This is a genomic window from Sediminibacillus massiliensis (assembly GCF_900156915.1).
GTDB lineage: Bacteria > Bacillota > Bacilli > Bacillales > Amphibacillaceae > Sediminibacillus_A > Sediminibacillus_A massiliensis.
This window is the reverse complement of sequence record NZ_LT732535.1, coordinates 1,805,425-1,827,173: the sequence shown is the minus strand read 5'-3', so window position 1 is coordinate 1,827,173 and position 21,749 is coordinate 1,805,425. Positions and strand designations below refer to the sequence as shown.

Below are 21,749 nucleotides of genomic sequence, written 5' to 3'. Positions count from 1 at the left end.
GAGGCGGAAACATAATGAAATTTTCTGTATTTACAGTGATGGCACCAGATGTAACCCCGGAAGAGTTAGTCCCCCTATTGAAAGAGTCAGGCTATGACGGAGTAGAATGGCGTTTTAAAGAGACACCGGATGAATTGAGACAAGAACAACCAAGTTTTTGGCGAAATAATTTGTGTACCATCTCACCTGATAGTTCTGAAGCAGAATTAGAACAATTATCAGCGCTTACGAGGGAAAATGGCATCGAAGTGACAAGTGTTACTCCATACTTAACGTCTGGTGATTTGACTTCGACCGAACACGTCCTGCAAGTTGCACAAAAACTGGGAGCTTCTCATATACGCGTAGGTGTTCCGAAATATGACCGGTCAGCCAACTATAATGATTTATTCAAGGGTGCTGTCGAGTATCTTTCAGAAGTAGAGCAGATGTGCAAGCAGTATAACGTCAAAGGTTTAGTCGAGACACATCATCTAACAATTGCGCCAAGTGCCGGTCTTGCTCATCGATTGGTCAGTCCGTTCGATCCGGACCACATCGGTGTCTTGTATGATCCGGGCAACATGGTCCATGAAGGTTATGAAAATTACCGGATGGGGATGGAGTTGCTAGGGCCTTATTTAGCGCATGTCCATGCGAAAAATGCGACGTGGCACGTCACCGAAGAGCAAGAGGGTGGTACCTCCGTCTGGCAGGCGAAATGGTCCTTGCTGGAAAAAGGAGTAGTAGATTGGAAACAAGTTTTGCTTGATTTAAAAGCCGTGGGCTATGATGGCTATATCGGAATGGAAGACTTCAGCGGAGCCCTGACAACGGCAGAAGCCCTGAAACATAACAAAGCCCGGCTCCAAGGCTTGTTGCAGTCAGTATAAAAAACATCGTACATCGCTGCTGTTGAACAGTATCCATAAACTGCGACATAGCTAACTTCACTTAACGGAACTTCCTTCCATCCTTTTTGGATTGAGTGGTAGTCCAGCGCTGCGGAAAAATACTCGCTTTCCGTGGGGAACGCTTCAGCCTCCTCGGGAAAAGCGCCCTGCGGGGTCTTCAGACTGTTCCTTTCCCACTGGAGTCTCGCATTTTTCCTCCGCTTCATTCGTTTTTCTGATCAAGTGAGAAGTTGTTCCAAAGTATGTCTAACATGAGGTATTCCTAACATCAAAATTCAGAAAATCCCTAAAAGCGAAGGCAGAACAGCATAAGCTTCAAAAAATAGAATTGTCACTATGTCGCAGTTTCCCTCTACTTTGAACCTTAAAAGTAAGTAAAAAGCGGGACGAGTACACCCTGATAAGTATGCAAAAATGCCCCTCTATTGGAGAGAGGGGCTGGTTATTTGTTAATTATTTTGTGCGACTTTTTCCTGTTTGGTTATTCTGTCTTCCATTCTTTTTCTGTCCCGTTCCAAAATAGGCTTCAAGTACTTGCCTGTATAGGATTGTGGATGGTCGGCTATTTCTTCCGGGGTGCCTGTTGCGATAATCTGGCCGCCTTTGTCTCCGCCTTCCGGGCCGAGGTCGATGATGTTGTCGGCAGCTTTGATGACATCGAGGTTATGCTCGATGATCAATACTGTATCGCCATTGTTGACGAGACGCTGCAATACTTCAAGCAGACGGGAGATATCGTCCACATGCAGCCCTGTTGTCGGTTCATCCAGTATATACAACGATTTACCGTTGGAACGGCGATGGAGTTCACTTGCCAGTTTGACACGCTGTGCTTCTCCGCCTGATAAAGTAGTTGCCGGTTGTCCGAGCCTGATATAGCCAAGCCCGACATCGAAAATCGTTTGGAGCTTGCGCTGGATTTTCGGGATGTTGGCAAAGAAATCAAGAGATTCTTCAATCGTCATATCCAACACATCGGCAATGTTTTTGCCTTTGTACTTCACTTCCAATGTTTCCCTGTTGTACCTTTTGCCGTGGCACACTTCGCAAGGGACATAAACGTCGGGCAAAAAGTGCATTTCGATTTTGATGATTCCGTCGCCGCGGCATGCTTCACAGCGTCCGCCTTTCACATTGAAACTGAAGCGGCCTTTTTTATAGCCGCGGATTTTCGCTTCGTTGGTCTGGGCGAATACATCCCGGATATCATCGAATACCCCGGTATATGTCGCCGGATTGGACCTAGGCGTACGACCGATCGGGGACTGGTCAATATCGATGACTTTTTCCANACTTCCTTCCATCCTTTTTGGATTGAGTGGTAGTCCAGCGCTGCGGAAAAATACTCGCTTTCCGTGGGGAACGCTTCAGCCTCCTCGGGAAAAGCGCCCTGCGGGGTCTTCAGACTGTTCCTTTCCCACTGGAGTCTCGCATTTTTCCTCCGCTTCATTCGTTTTTCTGATCAAGTGAGAAGTTGTTCAAAAGTATGTCTAACATGAGGTATTCCTAACATCAAAATTCAGAAAATCCCTAAAAGCGAAGGCAGAACACGCAGACTTCTCGAAAATACAAACCGATTTTCTTCGTCCGATGTACTGCTGACAAAGCCTTCCTTATCCTTTGGGAACAGCAAAGGTCTTCGATGGGGCGAGTAACCGCAGTCCCAAAAGGTCTTCGATGGGGCGAGTAATCGCAGTCCCACGAGTCTGAAGACCCCTAGTGATGGGTCTTCGCCTTCCAATTAGCTTCGTAGTGAATTCCTCAATCCAAGGGAGCAAGGAAGCTTATTCAAGTAGTCCCCTGGCTGAGGCCGTGCCCGCGGAAAGCGAAGTGTTCTGCCGCAGCGAGTACATAAGCTTAACTAAAGTCAGAACAAGAATAAGCTTCAAAAAATAGAATTGTCACTATGTCGCAGTTTCTCTCTACTACGAAATTCGAGTGTGCTTAATATATCGTGAAAGAAGGAAATGTAAAAAATCAAGGGAGTGTATGGAAATGAGATTTGGGTGTTGTGCGGATATTAGGGATGCCGGCCTCCTGCATGAGGCTGGCTTTGATTTCATAGAATGCACGGTAACATCGCTCGTGCCTGAACGTGATGAAGATTTTCCTGAGATTTTGCAACTGTATCAGGAAAGTCCGCTTCCTGTGGAGGTATGCAATATCTTTCTGCCAGGCACTTTAAAAATCACAGGTGAAAATGTCGACCAAGCCGCCATAAAACAGTACCTGGAGAAGGCGTTGCCGAGGGTGAAACAAATCGGTGTCGATACAATTGTCTTCGGCAGTGGTGGCGCAAGATCTCTACCAGAAGGTTTCTCCCGCCATAAAGGGGAGCCGCAGATCATCGAATTTCTCCATCTGGCTGCCGACTATGCTGAACCATTGGGTCTGACTATTGTGATCGAACCGCTTAATAGAGAGGAAAGCAATATTATCAATAGTATTCCAGAGGCAGTCCAGTTTGCTAAAAAGGTCAATCGAAAGTCGATACAAGTGTTGGCCGATTTCTATCATATGGAAGAGGAGAAAGAACAACTTGACCATCTTGTCACATACAAGGATTATATCCGGCATGTCCATGTAGCCGACACGGACAGACAAGCACCTGGAAAAGGCAGTTACCCCTACCCGGAATTCAACCGGTCTTTAAATCTTGCCCAATATAATGGCCGTATATCGATAGAGTCTAAATGGAATGACTTTGAACAGGAACTGGCCGATGCCAGGAGATTTTTGGCTCAGTCCTTATCTGTTTCTGTAAATTAGGTTGAAAAAGACCTTCTCTTAGCAAATGGTGATATATACCTGTGCTTCCCTATTCTGGAGGAAGTACAGGGTTCGTTCTTGGTTTTCAAAAGGGGGAGCATCTATGAAACAGAAAACGAATGAAAAGATTAATGCGCATTACCGGTTAATTGACAAAACGTGCAGAAAGGGCGATTTCCGCTATCATTCCCATGAAAGGTTTGAAATCTATTTTTTTCATGGTGGGGACTGTAAGTATCTAATAGGTGATCATATCTATTATTTACAGCCGGGCGATATCATCATTATGAATGGTTTGACTCTTCACCGGGCTAATCCGGAGGCGGGAACTTGTTATGAAAGAAGTGTCATTGAGTTTTCGTCCGAGTGGGTAAAGCCGATATTGAAAAGCCTGAACGTCCCGGAATTATTACAACCTTTCTATACGTTGGGCAATGTCCTGTTCAGGGGGATTTCCGCCAATGAACGGAATGCAATCGAAGAACTAATAAAGGAAATCGCCAATCTGGACTTGAATTCGCTGGATGAGAACGGCGACAAGATGGAGAACCGCTTGAAAGAAGGAGAGGTATCTACATTGCTTGTCCATCTATTATTCAAAATCTATGAATTAAGTAAAATAAGGCTCGTCAAAATACCGCCTGCCAGATCGGAGAAACAACTTCATGTAAACAGGGTCGCCAAATGGATAGACCAGAATTTCAGTAAGGATATCAACCTTGATCATATCTCCGATAGCTTGAATATCAGCAAATACTATATGTCCAGGATCTTCAAAGATGTGACAGGTTATACAGTTATGCAATACCTGATGTGCTGTAGAATTAACCGTGCAAAATACTTGCTTGAAATTTACCCTGAAAAAACCATCTTGGAAGTGGCGCTGGACTCTGGCTTTGAGAGTGCTTCCCATTTCAGCCGTTACTTCAGGAAACAGGTGAAAATTACACCGACAGAGTACCGCGGCAACAAAACGGGACAGCCCCGTACCAAAAAGAGGATTGTTCACCAATAGAACTTACTACCTTACTCTGTAAAAGAGCAATAAAAGACAAATTCCCTCCCATATAACACAATTACAATCATGCCGAAATCTTCTACTTTTTTTACAATAATACTAACCACATAAAAGAAACGATCCACACCCAGAGATAATCGGACAAGACTAAAGCAATATACAGCCTTCAAAGGATAAGAAGCGGCAATCTCAAATGTAAGCGTTAACATTAGTGTCGTTTCTGAAGAAAGGAGAATCTTATGGCCAAAAACAGTTTAGAAATGGAGACAGCCCCCAGACCAGAACCCCGTAGACCAAGTCCTGATCCGGGAGTGAAAGCAGCACCTAAGCCAAAAAGAACAAAAATGAAAAAGAACAGCTTAATTTGGTATGTGTTTCTTCTCCCAAGCTTTCTTGGAATTTTACTTTTTATGGTTTATCCAGTGTTCGAATCACTAAGACTTAGTTTCTATCAATCAAATGGAACAATCGAAACGTACATTGGTCTTGATAACTTTAAAACTGTCTTAACTTCCGGACCGTTTTGGAACTCTGTGTGGAACACTTTTTACATTGGCATTTTTCAAATTGTTATTACGATTCCATTAGGGTTCATTTTTGCATCGTTGATTAATTCGACACCAAGGGGCCAGAACTTTTTTAAAGTAATCTACTTTCTTCCCAATGTCACTTCGATAGTCGCGGCAGCAATGATCTTTGCTTTTGTTCTTCACCCTGAAATGGGGATTGTCAACTATGCGCTTAATTCCCTTGGACTTCCGGGCCCCGACTGGTTGTCCGACCCCTCTACATCAAAGTGGGCTGTCATACTATTGGCGGTTTGGCACTGGATTGGTTTTGTCATCATTATTTGTTTGGCCAATTTGCAAGCAATCTCGCCTGAAATGTATGAAGCAGCCAAAATTGACGGGGCAAGCGGCATCCAACAATGGTTGTTCATAACTATCCCTAATATGGGACCGACATTCGCTTTCTTGCTGATTACCGGGTGGATCGGTGCTTTGCAGCGATTCAATGAAGTCTATGTACTAGGTGGTCCAAATGGAAGTCCCGCCCGTTCTATCCAGACGATGGGTGCGTTCATTTATGAACGTGGGTTCACCGGCTTTGAATTCGGAATCGCTTCCGCAGCTACTTATATCATGTTCATGATTATCCTGGCATTTACATTTGTCAATTTGAAAGTTTCAAAAATGAAATTATAGAAAGGAGGAACAGAAGTGAGAACTGCAATGACGCATAAGAAAGTTGAACGTTTAACGGTTTCTTTCAAGTTTGTTATCCTGTTGATTTTTGGCGTTCTATTGATGGCCCCCTTTATCTGGATGATTAGCGTTGGATTTGACCGGACGGCGAATATTACCATGCCATTCCCGCCACGCTTGTTACCGGAAGAAATCTCAGGTTTCAACTATGGAATCGTGTTTGAAAATGGCAGACTTATTCAGTCCTATATAAATTCCGCCATCGTCACCATCAGTTCTGTAGTGCTAGGTGTATCGGCTTCGTTATTGGCTGGCTATGCATTTTCGAAGGGGCAGTTTAAAGGGAAAAAGTTGTTGTTTCTGCTTGTGCTCTGTACCCTGATGATTCCGATGGAGCCACGCTTGATCCCTCTTTATAAGCTGTTTAACTCCGTTGATTTGTTAAATACTTTCTGGCCGTTGATCCTCCCGCCAATCATTAATGGGATGCTGATTTTCCTTTGTAAGCAGTTTTTTGATCAATTGCCGGATACATTGCGCGAGGCTGCGCAAATCGATGGTGCTGGTGAGTTCAAGATTTTCCTCCGGGTATATTTGCCTCTGGCAGGACCTATCGCAGCGACGATGGTCATCTTAGCCTTTATCTGGAGCTGGAATGATTTTATGTGGCCATTGGTTGTACTCAATAACCAGGAGCTTCATACGGTTCCACTTTACCTGGCTAGTTTCTCACTGGAAAACGGGACAAGCCTTGGCGGGTTGACAATGGCATTAGGTACTGTCAGTGTGCTGCCGATCATTGTTCTATATCTGTTCCTGCAGCGATATATCATCCAAAGTATCGCGCTTAGCGGTGTCAAAGGCGAGTAATTAATACGTGAACAAGATCTATCAAATTAATTTAAAATGGGGGTACTAAAATGATCAAGAGAAAGTTTGGCAAGGCGACATTTATAGCTGTTGTGTTCCTGCTGTTGGTTTCTGCTGTTCTGGCCGGTTGTTCTGATTCCGGTGGTTCCTCGTCGGCATCCGGCGGTGACGGGGAATGGGCAGGCCAGAAAATCAAAGTGCAGTTGATTGGTGACTTTGCAATGGAAACCAAAACAGATCCAATCACCGGTGAAAGTGTAAAAGGGGTGGAAGTGCTGAAAGAAGAATTTGAAAAGCAGCATCCTGGAGCAACAGTGGAATTTATCCTTATGCCTTGGGAAGGATACACAGAGAAAACGCAGGCAATGCTCACATCAGGTGAAGCAGATGTTTACCAAATGCCTGGAACCGCAGACTTTGCCCCACAAGGATTAATAGAACCATTACAGCCTTACATTGAGGAAGATGATGAATTCAATCTTGATATCTTCGTCGAAAATCAGGTGGAAGGCTGGAAAGCACTAGGCCCTGATGATGACGAATTACAAATTTACGGTTTACCATTCCTTGGTGATGCCCGTTTTATCGCTTATGATAAACAGCTTTTTGATGAATGGGGAGTAGAGTATTTATCTGAATACCCGACAATGGAAGAAATAAAGGAAAAAGCTGAACAAATGACTGGCAAGAATCCTGTAACAGGTGAGCAGAACTACGGCATCTGGTTCCGCGGCGACTGGTCAAGCGCCTTCACGCTTATAAACACTGCGGAAGGACAAAATGGAGCGTGGGGAGAAGGATTTGCTTGGGATGAAGTAAAGTTCAACTTCAATTCACCTGAAATGGTTAATGGATTGAACTGGCTGCTTGATATGCAGGAGTTAGCCCCGGATGGTTTAACAAGTAACCAGGGTAATGAAAAATGGCTGACAGAGGAAAACAATATTGCGATTATGCTGAATCAGGGACCTGGAGATACAGTGAAACCTGCGTATTCTCAAGGGCTGGGAGACAGAATCGGTATTGCCCAGGAATTTAAAAATGATGAAGGCAAGGGCGGATTGTTTGCCGGTAGCCCGATTACGATTGCAAAAGACAGTGAAAATAAAGACTTGGCCTGGGAATGGCTCAAATTCGCGACAAGTGAATTTGCCCAGAAATACGTTTTCGAGGAAATGGGCTTAGTACCGTCTATTAACTCCGCTCTTGAATGGGACAGTGTAAAAGAACAGGACTTGATGCTGCCAGTATTTGAAGCAATGAGTACGCCATGGACTCCGCGTTATCCATGGGGTTCCTCACAACCTCGTTTTATTCTGACTTCTGAAGTGGAAGCTGCCCTGACCGGCGAGCGCACTGCTGAAGAAGCACTGGAAAAAGCGCAGAAAGAAAGTACGGAGTGGCTGGAGAATAGATAATAGATCCATGCAAGAAGGAGGAGTCCCCCTCCTTCTTGTCGTGTTTCTGAATAGATAGTAAAGAAGGTTACAGCGGGAGGGTGCTAAATTGGAAACAGGTTTATCCGGTGGATTATACAAGGCGTGTATATGGTTGGCACGGCTGGCATACCTGAATTTGTTATGGCTCTTGTTTACTTTTGCAGGTTTAGTTGTAGTCGGTTTTTTCCCTGCGACTGCAGCGATGTTCAAGATTGAACGGAAATGGCTGGAAGGAGAGGAGGAACTGCCGTTATTTTCGGTATTTGTAGAAGAATGCAAAAAGTCATTTTTAACCGCTAATTTGCTAGGGTATCTATTGGTACTGTTCGGGTTATTGTTAGTTATCAACTACCGGCTTGCAACGGCAATGGATGGAGTGGCGGGTGACATGATTGGATTCTTCCTGCTTGGATTAGGGGTTGTTTATGTAATCGTAGTCGCTTATCTTTACCCTGTTTATGTTTATTACGATGTGAAGTCATTGGACCATATAAAATATGCCCTTGTCATAGGAGTTTCTTCTCCTGTCGTCACTCTGTTGATGGTGGTTGGCATCATTTTGTTTATTTACTTTAGCTCGGTGTTCCCAGGGGTGATTCCGGTGTATGGCGGTAGTTTTCTAAGCTTTATATTAATGGGATTCTCATATAGTGCCTTCAAAAGGCTAGAGCAGAAACATTTGCCACAGGCGGATGAAAGGGTAGGGTGAGATTATGAATACCAAATCAGACAGAAACGACCGTACATACTGGTTGGAATCGTTAAACAAAATAGCGCATCCCGTTCTTACCGCTCTTACACGAAGGGAATTGAAGCAATCGATGCCTGTAGAAATGAAAAAAGGCACAAATCGCGATCATTTTTCTCACTTGGAAGCAATGGCACGACTTTTGGCTGGGATGGCTCCGTGGCTGGAGGGAGAAGCAGAGGGGGAAGAAGAGCAGCTGAGGGAATATTATGGTCGGTTGGCAAGAGAGGCTATCAGCGCTGGAACGGATCCGGATTCTCCCGATTACATGAACTTTGAAGAAGATTACCAGCCGATAGTAGATACTGCTTTTTTGGCCCAGGCTATCTTAAGGGCCCCGATCGAACTATGGCAAAAATTAGACGATCGGACAAAATCGCATGTGGCAGATGCTTTGAAAGCTACCAGGACAAGAAAGCCGTTTTTTTCCAATTGGTTGTTGTTCTCGGCCATAATCGAGGCTGCTTTATACAAAATAGGGGAACCAGACTGGGACCCGGTCCGGGTGGATTACGCTCTGAAGCAGATGGAACAGTGGTATGCGGGTGACGGTATGTACAATGATGGCCCATTATTCCGATTTGATTATTACAATAGCTATGTTATCCATCCAATGCTAGTCGACATAATCGAGGCGGTTGGCCCGGAGTATTCAGACTGGAAGGCGGAAAAAGAAGAGATTATGAGAAGAGCCAGGCGATACGCGGCCATTCAGGAACGGCTTATTTCTCCTGAAGGTACGTTTCCGCCAACCGGCAGATCGCTTGCATACCGGTTCGGCGCATTTCATCTTCTTGCCCAGCAGGCACTGAGAAGGCAACTGCCTGATTCCATTTCACCTGAGCAAATAAGATGTGCCTTAACAGCCGTGATGAAAAGAACCATGGAAGCGGCTGGAACATTTACAGATGAAGGCTGGCTGACTATCGGCTTTTGCGGTCATCAGCCAGATATTGGAGAAGGATATATTTCAACAGGAAGCGCCTATTTGTGTTCCCTGATATTCTTGCCACTCGGTCTTCCGGCATCTGATTCTTTTTGGAGCGGTCCACATGCAGACTGGACTGCAAGAAAAGCATGGTCAGGAGAAACCTTTTCGATAGACCAAGCACTTAAAGACTGATAAGCACCTACCTGCAAATTATGAAACTGATACTTCCTACAACTAAATGAGAGAACCCTTGTCATCCAACAAGGGTTCTCTCATTTCTTTTTATGACTTTTTGCTTAATAACTTTGATAATGGAAAGATGCCGATGCTCTGAAGGACAAGGGATAAAAGAATGGCAGCAAATGCGAGGGATACGAGCATGTTATCCCCTTCCGGAACAGCTACTTCCAACCATAACAGTAAGGCAACTGACATAGTCCCTTTAATGCCGGACCATGTAGTCAATGTAATAGTTGACAAGTCGTTTTGGAACTCTTTCCTCCAGGAAGGTACTCCGTAAATAAACCCTCCCAATACGATAAATCTCGCAACCAAGGATAACACGAAAATAATTACAGCCAGCCACCAATTAGGAAAAGATAGATACTCTGCCGCTTGTATACCAATCAAAAGAAACAATAGCGAGAGAACGGTCGGATTAATGATATTCCAGAACCCGTCCAGAGAATTTTTGATATCTTCGCTTTTAGGATGACGGGTGAATTCATAAGAAAGCATGATACCAGAAACAACTGTCGCCAGTACGCCTGAAACTCCAACCGCTTCGGCGATATAGAAACCGCCATAAGCTCCGACAATCGTCAGCATCACCTGATATTGCCGTTGGTGGGTAAAATGGATTGCTTTACTAATGATCCATCCGAATAAAAGACCTAAGGCTACCCCGCCTATTGCCACGAACAGAAACTCCGTAACAAACTTTGTGATGGAAAAACCGCCGCCAGTCTGAAACATCGTCAGAAAAATAGTGAAAATGACGACACTAGTCCCGTCATTGACCATGGATTCTCCTTCGACGATATCGGCGATTTGTTCTGCGCCAGTACTCTCTTTTAAAATAGCCGTGACGGAAACAGGATCGGTAGGAATCAGAATAGCTGCCAGCAGGAATGCTCCAGTCAAAGACAGAGATACGAAAGGCATACTCGCAAAGTATATTCCGAGTCCTAATAAGACAGCGGTTGCCATCAAGCCGGCGGTGCTTAACGTAGAAATAATCCCGGCATTCTTTTTCAACTGCTTCAAAGGAAATTGATAGGCAGAAGTAAACAAAATAGCCGGCAAAAAGACACTGAAAATAATTTCCTTGGAAATATGCAGGGAAGAAAACATCGGAATAAAGTAAAGACCGATACCAATCAATACTAGAGCAACTGGTACGGGAAAATATTTGCTTTTGATGTCGATTGTATAAATAAGATATCCGATAAATAGCAAAATAATAATATGGTGTGTTACCAAGATAAACGCTCCTTTCCTATCAGGCTTGTTTTTCATTTCCTCAATAAAAGAAAAGTAAACATTAAAATAAAAAAGATCACCCCTTATAAGTAGGGCAATCCCTCTTGTCGCTTTGATAGACTTAATTAAATAAAATCACCGTAATGATTGCTATATAGGAAATGACCGCTGTCAGGGATGGTAGAATGTAGTAAAAGGTATTTCTTGCTTTGCATCTCATTAAAACAATCATAACGATGACAGTGAGTACAAATCCTGCAATGGCAATCATGATGTTTTGGTCACCCGCAGCTGCCCAGATACTTCCGTTCACATAAAAAAAGTCAGATAAGGGAATTACAAAGACATTGAACATATTACTCCCGAGAATGGCCCCCACAGCTAAATTAACATTTCCAAGTTTCAATGCTGTGTAGACACTTACTCCATCAGGGAGCGAAGTGGTTAAAGCAATTAATATACTACCCACGGCTGTTGCAGATATCCCTGTGGCTTGGGCAATCTGGTCACCGGTTATCGATAAGGCACTGCCAGAAACAAAAATGACAGCAGAGAAAAAGAGGAACCATAATACAGTTGGTTTAACGGACTTTTGCCGTTTGGCTTCCGTGTTCACTTCCTCGGACTCCGCTTCCTTTTTTTGCTGCTTGGAGATAAGCCATGTACCTATAAAGTAAGTTAGTATCATCACTATGCTCAACCAGCTGAATCTGAAGATCTCACCTTGGACATCCCACCACAAAAATACTGCAGCCATCGCGCACAATAGTAAAGAGATAACACCTGTGTTTTTATGACTGTTATCGACGTGTAGAAACAGCTTCTTCCGGCGGAAATGTAAGTCGAGTACAAATAAGGCGAACATATTGAAAAGGATGCTTCCAAGACCATTGCCAACTACTATTTCCGCATTCCCGATTACTGATGCTGATATAGAGGCGGTAAGTTCTGGCAGTGAAGTGGCAATTGCCAGCAAGACCATGCCGGCTGTCATCCCGCCTATCTTTGTTTCCCTGCTGATGATATCTGCGTAGGCAGACAAGCGGTTAGCGGCAATTACAGATATAATAGCAGAAATAATAAATAGAAAAATCATTAACATCTCATTGTCCTCCAATAATAGGGCAAAAGTTAAGGAATTCTTTTCATATTCCCAAATAAGGAAACCTAAAACCTGTTAGAGGGATGAGCGTTTTGTGAAAATCTCTGTCCGCATGTATTGTTCAAAGAAACTTCTCCATTTAGAATGTTCGTTCAAATTACAGTGGAGAGAAACTGCGACATAGTGACAATTCCCTCCGTCTTGTTCTGATTAATGTTGATCTGGTGAACTGGCTGCTGCAGAACACTTCGCTCTCCGCAGCGTCGGCTTAGCACTAAATCCGAAAAGGGTGAGAGGAAGTTATGTCTAAGTTTGTGGTTTTTGGTGAAAGCCTGTTATTTTTGGAAGTATTCTCAGGTCAACAATCACTTGAAAACAGACAAAAAAGATCGCCATTGGTAAACCGAATGGGATCCTTTTTAAGTGATTTTTGTGCTTTCCCTGAGGGGGATGCGTCATTTAACTTTCGTTATTTTCTAAACTCGATATATATTGCTTAATCGATTCTATTATCTCTCTCACATCATGCCCCTCGTAAATATCCTCTAGTGAGCGAATCACACTCTCCAGCACATATATCCTTGGGTTGGCTTCTTGTAGTTCCTCGATTAAAAATGAGATTAGTTCCGTTTGTTTCTTAGGGCTGTTTTTCGTTGTTTTCTCATTTATCTCTTTCAATAGCCCAATAATCCGGTGTGATTCTGTCAAACTACTGCTGTCCGACAAACCAAGCCAGTTGTCCGGGAGGAAAGGGGTATTATCTGATTGATTTTCAACGAGTAATTTGATTTGGCGTAAACCATATTGGATGACTTTCTCACTGTCTATTTCCTCTTTTGAACCGAGTTTCCATATGTGCAGCATATGGTGAATCGTCCCCATAAGGATGACAGCGTGGTCTAATCTATAAGCGATCGCCTCCGGTGGATACAAATCTCCAAGTCTTTTCGCTATCCAATGCATTTCACTCCGATATTGTCTTTCCATAAATGATTTCAGTTCGGCATCGTCAAAGAAAGATACAGTTTCAAACATTGTCAGCAAATGATGCTGGCGGTTCATATCTATTCGAACAGCGACCTGCTTGATAAAGATGTCTTCTCGGGATTTTTCCGTGTTAAGGGCCAATTCGCGGCGTTTTTGGTCTATTTCTTCTGTGACAGACTGCAAGATTGCCCGCAAACATGCATTTTTTGAATCAAAATAGTTATAGAATGTTCCTTTGGCGATTCCGGCTTTATCCAGAATATCCTGAATGGAAGTCGTTGAGAAACCCTTTTCCACAAATAATTGATGTGCAGCATCCAGTATTTGCTTTCTTTTTGTGTTCATTTTATCATCCTTTTATACTGTCGGTCTATTTCTATTATGAGTGTTAAATCCTTTTAATTCAATAATTAAAACGGAATAAAAATTTATCATTGCATTTATTAGACTATCGGTATAAAATACATTAGTACTTATAATGAATGGAAAGAAGGAATTGTGTTGGAAACAAATTCTACAATTAATAAATCACCAATCGGCATGATCGCCATTTTATTCATAGGGGCATTTGTTGCCATTTTGAATGAGACGCTGCTGAATGTTGCTTTGCCTTCGATCATGGAGGAGTTCGAAGTCAATCCGACAGCAGTTCAATGGCTTTCGACGGGCTATATGTTGGTTAACGGAATCCTGATACCGGCCAGCGCCTTTTTTATTCAAAGGTTTACGGATAAAAAGTTGTTTATCACCGCGATGTCGTTGTTCACAATAGGAACATTCTTGGCTAGTGTTGCACCGGCTTTCGGAATCCTTTTGACAGCAAGGATGATCCAGGCTTCCGGTTCGGCGATTATGATGCCGTTGTTAATGAATGTTATGCTTACCGCTTTTCCGGTAGAAAAAAGAGGAGCTGCAATGGGGACCTTCGGGCTTGTCATGATTACCGCACCGGCAATCGGGCCTACATTGTCCGGATGGATTATAGAACATTACAGCTGGAGAATGTTATTTGATATTGTATTGCCAATTGCCATATTAACGTTGATTTTCGCTTTCTTTAAGCTGAAAGATATCACACCACAGAGGGAAATAAAGCTTGATATTTTCTCTCTGATCTTATCCAGCATCGGTTTTGGCGGTTTGCTTTATGGGTTTAGTTCTGCTGGAGATAAAGGGTGGGATCATCCGCTTGTATATGGAACAATCGTTATCGGTGCGCTTGCGCTAATAACCTTCATCCTTCGGCAGCTTCGGATGGATGATCCGATGCTTGAATTTAGAATCTATAAATATCCGATGTTTGCGTTGTCTTCGGCCATTTCCATTGTTATAGCGGTAGCGATGTTCTCCGCGATGATTTTGATGCCGATCTATGTGCAAACAATCAGGGGCATCTCTCCATTGCATTCCGGTTTGCTGATGCTGCCGGGAGCGATCGTTATGGGTATCATGTCTCCGATCACTGGGAAACTCTTTGACAAATATGGGGCGCGTGCCCTTGCTGTTATCGGTTTGACGATCACCATTATTACATCTTACTTTTTTAGTGAAATTACACTCGAGACAGCATATTCCACTTTGGTAGTTCTTTACACATTCCGCATGTTTGGTATGTCGATGGTCATGATGCCAGTAATGACGAATGGATTGAACCAGTTACCTGCAAAAAACAACCCGCATGGAACTGCGATGAACAATACGCTTCAACAGGTTTCCGGGGCAATTGGTTCTGCTTTGTTAATCACCGTGATGAACAACCGGACAGAGACAAGAGCTGAGGAATTAACCGCAGACGCCATGGCCAACATGGATGCGGGAGCGGCACAGCAATCAGCAGAAGCAGCGGCTGAAATGCAGCAGCAAATTGTAAATCAGGCAATGCTGAATGGTATCAATTTTACGTTTCTCATTTCAACGTTGATTGCAGTTATTGCACTTGTGCTGGCATTATTCATGAAAAAAGTGACACCTGCCCAGGAAGGTCCTATCGACCAAGGTAGAGCGGACGAAGAAGAACAGACAGTCGGTCAATTGAAGAATGTTACAGAATCTTAATCAAGAAACTTTTGGCGGCACCTTAAAGGGGTGCCGCTTTTTTGTGAGTTGTTTCTGTTACTACCCGCTAACTCTATAATAATTTTTATACCATTCTACGAATTTTTCCAGTCCTTCGTCGATTGGGGTGTGTGGTGAAAAGCCGATTTTCTCCTGTAAGTCACTGATGTCTGCATAAGTTTCCTTCATATCTCCCGACTGCATCGGCAATAGTTCGAGGATTGCTTTTTTCCCTATAGTCAATTCCAGTTTTTTAATGAAGTCCAAGAGGTGGACAGGCTTGTTATTTCCGATGTTATAGACCCTGTAGGGGGCGTGTTCTGAACGGTTCAGATTTGGAGTATCCTGCTGGCTCCCGGTTGCTTTCACAGGGGGGTGATCGATTAAGCGGACGATGCCTTCTACGATATCATCGACATAAGTGAAATCCCGTTTCATATCGCCATGATTGAAGACTTTTATTTTATTTCCTTCCAAAATATTCTTTGTAAAAGTGAAATAGGCCATATCCGGCCTTCCCCATGGTCCATAGACCGTGAAAAAACGGAGTCCTGTTACCGGGATGTGATATAAGTGGCTGTACGTGTGCGCCATCAACTCATTTGCTTTCTTTGTGGCTGCATATAAACTGACTGGATGATCGACTGGATCATTTGTCGAGAAAGGGAGTTTTCTGTTCGCTCCATATACAGAGCTGGAGGAAGCGTATAGAAGATGTTCTACAGGATAGTGCCTGCATGCTTCTAAGATATTGGCAAAGCCTTTTAAATTGGAATCGACATAGGAATAGGGGTTTTCAATACTGTATCGGACTCCAGCTTGTGCTGCCAAGTTTATGACAATGGGAGGGTTCCATTTTTCAAAGGCTGCAAACAGTCCTTTATGGTCTGCGATGTCTACCTGCAAAAAGGAGAAATGCTTATATTTCTTGAGCCGATTCAACCGTGCGGCTTTTAACTGGACATCATAATAATCATTAAGATTGTCAATGCCGATGACAGGATATCCGTTATCCAGGAGACGATTCGAAAGGTGGTACCCGATAAATCCTGCTGCTCCTGTGACAAGTATATGGCGCTTCAAATTCTTCATTGCCTCCCTTCATTACAGGTTTTACTTCTACTACCATAAATTCATACAAGGTCTAATATGTACAGGGGATACAACCAGAATTGGAAGAACTGGACGCCTCTTTTTTGTTGTTTTCCTGTTAATTAGGCGTAATTACCTTCCTATTAGTCCATCCTTCTGTCCTTGAAGATGCATAGACTGGGAGAAACGGATGATTAAAGACTACGATTCGGAAAGGAGAAGAGGCTAGTGCGGACAGTCATGCATTTGAATTTAAGGGTTGACCCCACCCAGTATATCCCACAAATAAGGGAAGTGCCTGGTTATGATTATCTTCATCTGGTCAGACAGCCTAAATATATGGTCGATATGTCGCTATTGAATGAGAAAGTCCATTATTTAAATGAAATATTTACGCCAGAAGAATTTGTGAAGAAAAATAATATAAATGTTCTTCATGCACACCATGCCCAGCTTGGCATGTTGCTGCTGCCTTTCAAGAATAAGACAAATCTTCCGCTTGTCACCAGTATTCGTGGAAGAGATGCAACATTGGCGAACCAGCCAGTCGGCTACATGGAGGGAGTAAAGAAGCTATTTGAAGAAGGGGAATTGTTCCTGCCTGTTTGCAATTATCTGGCAGATCGGATCATGGATTGGGGATGTCCGCCTGAGAAAGTTAAGGTGCTTTACGGTGGTGTAAATCTGGAGCAGTTTAAATTCAGGCCGCCAAACATTGCAGGTGATTCTCAAAACATATTATCGATGGGACGCCTTGTAGAAAAGAAAGGTCACCATGTTTTAATGAGAGCGTTTAAAAAAATCCAAGGAAATTTTCCATCCGCAACTTTAACTATTATCGGCGGAGGATTGATGGAGGAAGAACTTCGAAACCTGGCAGCCGAACTTCAGTTGGGAGATTCTTTTCAATTATTCAGCAAAATTCCCAAGTCTCTGGTTCATGAAAAAATGAATCAGGCAGATTTGTTCGTGGCCGCCAGTATGGAGGCATCCAATGGAGACGTTGAAGGAATACCGAATACAGTCAAAGAGGCCATGGCGACAGGGCTTCCCGTCGTCACTACCACACATGCCGGAATCCCAGAACTTGTTACAAACAATGTGGAAGGATTGCTGGTGAAAGAAAATAATGTGGATGAACTAGCAGAAGCAATCGAATATATGCTCTTAAACCGTGCTGTTTGGAAACGGTACACATTTTACGCCAGGAAAAAGGTGGAGCAATACTTTGACCAACAGCAACAACTCCAAACCCAAGCGGGTATATATGATGAATTGTTAGGGGGATTGGAATGAGCGAAAAACACGAAAAGCAAAAAGACCATGCGAAAAGTATGTTTCCTGACATCGACAAAATCAATGTTTCCAAGGGAGAAAAGACACTCCTGATCGACAATCCCACCACATATCCATTAATAGGGATGGGGGCCCAGGGTGCTGTTTTTCAACTATCAGACGACAAATGTGTGAAAATATATCCAGATCCTCTGAAGGCCCAGATGGAACAGGAGGCAATAAAAGCTGGCGAGCATTTGGATTTTTTTCCTGAAATTTATGAAACAGGAGATAATTATACAGTTATGGAATTCTTTCAGGCACCAACACTGAAAGAATATCTGAAAAACAGCACCTTCCTGCCAGAATCGATTACCAAAAAGCTCCTTCATATTCTAAACGAATTAAAAAGAGCCGAATTTACCATGATTGATGCTCCGCTCCGACATATTTTCGTGTTGGACAATGAAGAATTAAAAGTGATTGACCACGTCAATTCCTTCAAAAGACAACATCCGGTTCCACTGAAATTATTGCGCGATTTAAACATTATCTTGCTGAAAGAAGCATTCCTGGACCAGGTGAAGCGTCTGGATCCGGCAATGTATGAGGAATGGGATAACTATTATCATCAAAACAAACTGGATTATAAGGAGATCGCTGTGACTTCAGGAGGATCAGGAAGTGCAGTCAAGGTGGACAGCGCTGTTTCACAGACACTCATTGGGAAAGGGCATCAGGGAGCGGTATACCGGATAGCTGAGGACCGTTGTGTGAAAATCTATCCGAAGCCGGACCATGCCAAACAAGAACAGGAAGTACTCCTGTCCAACCAGGACCTGTCCTTTATCCCTAAGGTATATGATACAGGGGATAATTATGTAGTGATGGAATATTTACTTGGACCGGATTTGAATTCCTTTTTAAAGAAACAGTCGGAATTATCTATTGATATTACCAAGAGAATAATGGATATATTGACAGCTCAAATAGAAGCTGGTTTTAAACTTATCGATGCTCCTTTGCGCCATGTTTTTGTTACTGCGGATGGATTCAAAATGGTAGACCATGTTTATTCCAATACACGGGAGCAAAACCGCCCGCTGGAATTGTTTCAAAATCTCCATGAAAGAAATTTTCTTGATGCTTTTTTAAATCAAATAAAAGAATTGCATCCATCGTTACATGATGAATGGACTAAAGAACCGATTCCTCTTCAATCAGAAGAGAATACAGACGATGAACCGATCTTGCTTGCAAGCAAGGTCAAGGCAAGTCCGGAAAATACCGAACCTCATGTAGAGCCGTTGTCTCCAGATGAAGAGACTGGTACTGACCTATCCTTACAACCGGAAATGGAAGAACCAGATTCTTCTTTAACCGAAAGCGATACGGAGGAAGCGATTCCAGGTAAAAAGGACAAAAACAAAAAGAAAACCGAAATCGACTTAGACTTCATCAAACAAAAGGAAAAAAGAAGAAAAAGAAGGAAAAAGAAAAGAAGTAAGACTTTGGGAGAAGCATTGTGGTATATATAATGCCAAGTAATGCTTTTCTCTCTTTCTGCTCAGTAGATGATTCAGCCAGTTCGGGATGAATTGGCTGTGATTATTCTTCGCCTTCCACCGAACCCCTTTATTGCCTCTCCTTTTCAGAAGATTTATAATGATGTTAACAACTTTGTTCAATCACAAAACAAACATTTGTAAGCGTTTTATATTCTTGAAAAGGGGAGGAATTTCTATGACAGTCACAAAGCAGGATCGTTTGGCTTACTCAGAGAAAGCACAAGCAATAGTCGATCAGATGACCCTTGAGGAAAAGGTTTACTTAATGAGTGGCAGAATGTCATTTGAACAGTTGATGGAGGATATTGCCAATGGCCACCATTACAATTGGTATCCATATCCTGCCGGAGGGAACGATAGGCTTGGTGTACCGGAAATGAAATTTGTCGATGGACCACGTGGAGCAGTATCCGGCAACAGTACCTGTTTTCCTGTTTCTATGGCAAGAGGAGCTACGTTTGATAAAGATCTTGAACAGCGGATAGGAAGGGCAATAGGAAAAGAAATCAGGGCACATGGCGGTAATTTGTTTGGCGGTGTCTGTGTAAACCTGCCCCGGAACCCTGGATGGGGAAGAAGCCAGGAAGTATATGGGGAAGATTCTTTTCACTTAGGTGCAATGGGAGCGGCTTTGACAAAAGGTGTGCAGGAAGAAAATGTGATTGCATGCGTGAAACACTACGCTTTCAATAGCATGGAAAATGCTAGGTTCAAAGTGAGTGTGGAAGCGGATAAACGGACTGAAAGAGAAGTTTATTTGCCCCATTTCAAAGATTGTATCGATGCCGGTGCAGCGAGTGTGATGAGCGCCTACAACCTATACAAGGGTACATATGCCGGACATAACGATTATCTATTGAATCGGGTTTTAAAGGAAGAATGGAATTTTGACGGTTTCGTCATCAGTGACTTTATATGGGGAGTAAAGGATACGGTAGAAGCAGCAAATGGGGGTATGGATATCGAAATGTGCCATACCAAATATTTTGGCGATCATTTGGTAGAGGCAGTCAAAAGTGGGAAGGTCAACGAAGAAAAAGTAAATCAAGCAGTATTACGAATAGTCAGGACACTGCTTGCCTTCACAGAAGCAGATGACAAGAAGTATGGCAAAGAGCTAATCGGTAATAAAGAGCATATTGAGCTTGCGCTTGAAGCAGCTGAAAAATCGATGACATTGATGAAAAACAATAATAACACGTTGCCATTTTCCAAAACCGATGTAAAACAGGTTGCTGTCATAGGTAAGCTCGGTGACAAGGGAAATATAGGCGACCATGGTTCAAGCCGAGTATTCCCTGATTATATCGTCACACCGCTGGAAGGGATAAAAAGCCTTCTGCCGGAAGTGGAAGTTGTTTATCATGATGGCGCGGATATAGAAGGCGCCAAACAACTGGCAAAGTCTTCAGACGCAGTGGTCTTCGTAGTCGGCTATAATCATGATGATGAAGGAGAATTTATTAACAACCCGGATGAAGATGTCGATGCCCGGGGTGGCGGTGATACCGGTTTCGGGGCAGGGGGAGACCGAAAAACCTCACTCGGACTTCACAAAGAGGAAATAGAGCTGGTCAGAGCTGTTGGTCCTGAAAACAACCAATCGGCAGCTGTCTTAATTGGTGGAAATACAATTATGATAGAAGATTGGAAACAAGATGTTTCAGCAATCCTCATGGCTTATTATCCAGGCATGGAAGGCGGAACAGCACTGGCGAGAACCTTATTCGGTGATGTCAATCCTAGTGGGAAGCTGCCGTTTGTCCTTCCTAAACAAGAGAGCGATTTGCCTCAGGTGGATTGGGACGCATCTAAAATAAAGTATGAATATTATCATGGTTATGCAAAGTTGGATAAAGAAGGGGTGGAACCTTCCCTGCCATATGGATTTGGACTCTCCTATACGACCTTTAAGATATCCAATCCCGAATTCAGTACCAAAAATGATCAGGTTGTGGCCAGCTGTGAGGTGGAGAATACCGGTGAGCGGGAAGGGGCGGAAGTAGTCCAATTGTATGTGGGGTACGGTAATTCATCCATAGATCGTCCCGTGAAAGTTCTGCGCGGATTTGAAAGGGTTATCCTCCAGCCGGGTGAAAAACAAAAAGTGGAAATCACTTGCCCTGTAGATAAACTGAAGTTTTATAATCCTGAAACGAATCAATGGGAATTGGAAGAGATCGACTACGAAGTGTATATAGGAACGAGTAGTGATGAGAAGGATTTATTGGAAGGTACGTTAACTTTTGAGAGCGTTGAGCAACAGTAAAATAACAAAAACGTTCGTTAATTTGAAGCTGTCGAGATGGACCTCG

General features: G+C 43.2%; 16 protein-coding genes and 1 pseudogene. 12 read left to right on the top strand and 5 right to left on the bottom strand.

Annotated features, from left to right (window positions below; translation table 11 throughout):
* Window positions 1-14: 14 nt before the first annotated feature.
* Window positions 15-872: a sugar phosphate isomerase/epimerase family protein gene (locus tag CZ434_RS10010; RefSeq protein ID WP_077623005.1), complete on the top strand. Its 858-nt coding sequence runs from the start codon at window positions 15-17 to the stop codon at window positions 870-872.
* Between the two features lie 470 nt (window positions 873-1,342).
* On the opposite strand, the pseudogene CZ434_RS10005 reads toward CZ434_RS10010, so the two are convergent.
* Window positions 1,343-2,182, bottom strand: a pseudogene (locus CZ434_RS10005) (excinuclease ABC subunit UvrA); the annotation flags it as partial.
* Between the two features lie 706 nt (window positions 2,183-2,888).
* On the opposite strand from CZ434_RS10005, the gene CZ434_RS10000 reads away from it, so the two are divergent.
* The 7 genes from CZ434_RS10000 (at window position 2,889) to CZ434_RS09970 (ending at window position 10,065) form a co-directional block, all read left to right on the top strand.
* On the top strand, window positions 2,889-3,662 hold the full coding sequence (locus tag CZ434_RS10000; RefSeq protein ID WP_077623004.1) for a sugar phosphate isomerase/epimerase family protein: 774 nt from the start codon (window positions 2,889-2,891) through the stop codon (window positions 3,660-3,662).
* A gap of 103 nt (window positions 3,663-3,765) precedes the next feature.
* Window positions 3,766-4,677, top strand: a complete 912-nt coding sequence (locus CZ434_RS09995) for an AraC family transcriptional regulator (RefSeq protein ID WP_077623003.1) — start codon at window positions 3,766-3,768, stop codon at window positions 4,675-4,677.
* Window positions 4,678-4,919: 242 nt separating this feature from the next.
* Window positions 4,920-5,885 (top strand): carbohydrate ABC transporter permease, encoded by a 966-nt coding sequence (locus CZ434_RS09990; protein ID WP_245830961.1) that lies wholly within the window; start codon window positions 4,920-4,922, stop codon window positions 5,883-5,885.
* Between the two features lie 15 nt (window positions 5,886-5,900).
* Window positions 5,901-6,755: a carbohydrate ABC transporter permease gene (locus CZ434_RS09985; protein WP_342745680.1), complete on the top strand. Its 855-nt coding sequence runs from the start codon at window positions 5,901-5,903 to the stop codon at window positions 6,753-6,755.
* 50 nt (window positions 6,756-6,805) lie between these two features.
* On the top strand, window positions 6,806-8,173 hold the full coding sequence (locus CZ434_RS09980; RefSeq protein ID WP_077623002.1) for an extracellular solute-binding protein: 1,368 nt from the start codon (window positions 6,806-6,808) through the stop codon (window positions 8,171-8,173).
* Window positions 8,174-8,261: 88 nt separating this feature from the next.
* Entirely contained in the window at window positions 8,262-8,903 is a 642-nt protein-coding gene (locus CZ434_RS09975) for a YesL family protein (protein ID WP_077623001.1), read from the top strand.
* A 4-nt stretch (window positions 8,904-8,907) separates the two neighbouring features.
* Window positions 8,908-10,065 (top strand): DUF2264 domain-containing protein, encoded by a 1,158-nt coding sequence (locus tag CZ434_RS09970; RefSeq protein WP_077623000.1) that lies wholly within the window; start codon window positions 8,908-8,910, stop codon window positions 10,063-10,065.
* A gap of 90 nt (window positions 10,066-10,155) precedes the next feature.
* Here the strand turns inward: CZ434_RS09970 and CZ434_RS09965 are convergent, their stop codons facing one another.
* The 3 genes from CZ434_RS09965 to CZ434_RS09955 form a co-directional block, all read right to left on the bottom strand.
* Entirely contained in the window at window positions 10,156-11,355 is a 1,200-nt protein-coding gene (locus CZ434_RS09965) for a cation:proton antiporter (RefSeq protein WP_077622999.1), read from the bottom strand.
* A 121-nt stretch (window positions 11,356-11,476) separates the two neighbouring features.
* The gene (locus CZ434_RS09960) at window positions 11,477-12,457 is read right to left on the bottom strand and encodes a sodium:calcium antiporter (RefSeq protein ID WP_077622998.1); all 981 of its coding nucleotides are present in this window, start codon (window positions 12,455-12,457) and stop codon (window positions 11,477-11,479) included.
* Window positions 12,458-12,916: 459 nt separating this feature from the next.
* Window positions 12,917-13,789, bottom strand: a complete 873-nt coding sequence (locus CZ434_RS09955) for a TetR/AcrR family transcriptional regulator (protein WP_077622997.1) — start codon at window positions 13,787-13,789, stop codon at window positions 12,917-12,919.
* A 195-nt stretch (window positions 13,790-13,984) separates the two neighbouring features.
* Between CZ434_RS09955 and CZ434_RS09950 the strand changes: the two genes are divergently transcribed.
* Window positions 13,985-15,499, top strand: coding sequence for a DHA2 family efflux MFS transporter permease subunit (locus CZ434_RS09950; RefSeq protein ID WP_077625146.1), 1,515 nt, complete (start codon window positions 13,985-13,987; stop codon window positions 15,497-15,499).
* A 60-nt stretch (window positions 15,500-15,559) separates the two neighbouring features.
* Here CZ434_RS09950 and CZ434_RS09945 read toward each other — a convergent pair whose 3' ends face one another.
* Window positions 15,560-16,591, bottom strand: coding sequence for an NAD-dependent epimerase (locus CZ434_RS09945; RefSeq protein WP_077622996.1), 1,032 nt, complete (start codon window positions 16,589-16,591; stop codon window positions 15,560-15,562).
* 228 nt (window positions 16,592-16,819) lie between these two features.
* On the opposite strand from CZ434_RS09945, the gene CZ434_RS09940 reads away from it, so the two are divergent.
* The 3 genes from CZ434_RS09940 (at window position 16,820) to CZ434_RS09930 (ending at window position 21,703) form a co-directional block, all read left to right on the top strand.
* Entirely contained in the window at window positions 16,820-17,887 is a 1,068-nt protein-coding gene (locus CZ434_RS09940; protein ID WP_077622995.1) for a glycosyltransferase, read from the top strand.
* Window positions 17,884-19,404 carry a protein kinase family protein gene (locus tag CZ434_RS09935; protein WP_179107236.1) on the top strand — a complete coding sequence of 507 codons (1,521 nt, stop codon included), beginning with the start codon at window positions 17,884-17,886 and terminating at the stop codon, window positions 19,402-19,404. The genes CZ434_RS09940 and CZ434_RS09935 overlap by 4 nt, the downstream gene beginning before the upstream one ends.
* A 205-nt stretch (window positions 19,405-19,609) precedes the next feature.
* On the top strand, window positions 19,610-21,703 hold the full coding sequence (locus CZ434_RS09930) for a glycoside hydrolase family 3 C-terminal domain-containing protein (protein ID WP_077622994.1): 2,094 nt from the start codon (window positions 19,610-19,612) through the stop codon (window positions 21,701-21,703).
* Window positions 21,704-21,749 lie beyond the last annotated feature (46 nt).

Excerpts from the sequence above, each read along its gene's own strand:
- CZ434_RS09960 (WP_077622998.1), bottom strand. The coding sequence starts at position 12,457 with ATGTTAATGATTTTTCTATTTATTATTTCTGCTATTATATCTGTAATT.
- CZ434_RS09955 (WP_077622997.1), bottom strand. The coding sequence starts at position 13,789 with ATGAACACAAAAAGAAAGCAAATACTGGATGCTGCACATCAATTATTT.
- CZ434_RS09970 (WP_077623000.1), top strand. The coding sequence starts at position 8,908 with ATGAATACCAAATCAGACAGAAACGACCGTACATACTGGTTGGAATCG.
- CZ434_RS09945 (WP_077622996.1), bottom strand. The coding sequence starts at position 16,591 with ATGAAGAATTTGAAGCGCCATATACTTGTCACAGGAGCAGCAGGATTT.
- CZ434_RS09950 (WP_077625146.1), top strand. The coding sequence starts at position 13,985 with ATGATCGCCATTTTATTCATAGGGGCATTTGTTGCCATTTTGAATGAG.
- CZ434_RS09990 (WP_245830961.1), top strand. The coding sequence starts at position 4,920 with ATGGCCAAAAACAGTTTAGAAATGGAGACAGCCCCCAGACCAGAACCC.
- CZ434_RS09980 (WP_077623002.1), top strand. The coding sequence starts at position 6,806 with ATGATCAAGAGAAAGTTTGGCAAGGCGACATTTATAGCTGTTGTGTTC.
- CZ434_RS10010 (WP_077623005.1), top strand. The coding sequence starts at position 15 with ATGAAATTTTCTGTATTTACAGTGATGGCACCAGATGTAACCCCGGAA.
- CZ434_RS09995 (WP_077623003.1), top strand. The coding sequence starts at position 3,766 with ATGAAACAGAAAACGAATGAAAAGATTAATGCGCATTACCGGTTAATT.
- CZ434_RS09935 (WP_179107236.1), top strand. The coding sequence starts at position 17,884 with ATGAGCGAAAAACACGAAAAGCAAAAAGACCATGCGAAAAGTATGTTT.
- CZ434_RS10000 (WP_077623004.1), top strand. The coding sequence starts at position 2,889 with ATGAGATTTGGGTGTTGTGCGGATATTAGGGATGCCGGCCTCCTGCAT.
- CZ434_RS09930 (WP_077622994.1), top strand. The coding sequence starts at position 19,610 with ATGACAGTCACAAAGCAGGATCGTTTGGCTTACTCAGAGAAAGCACAA.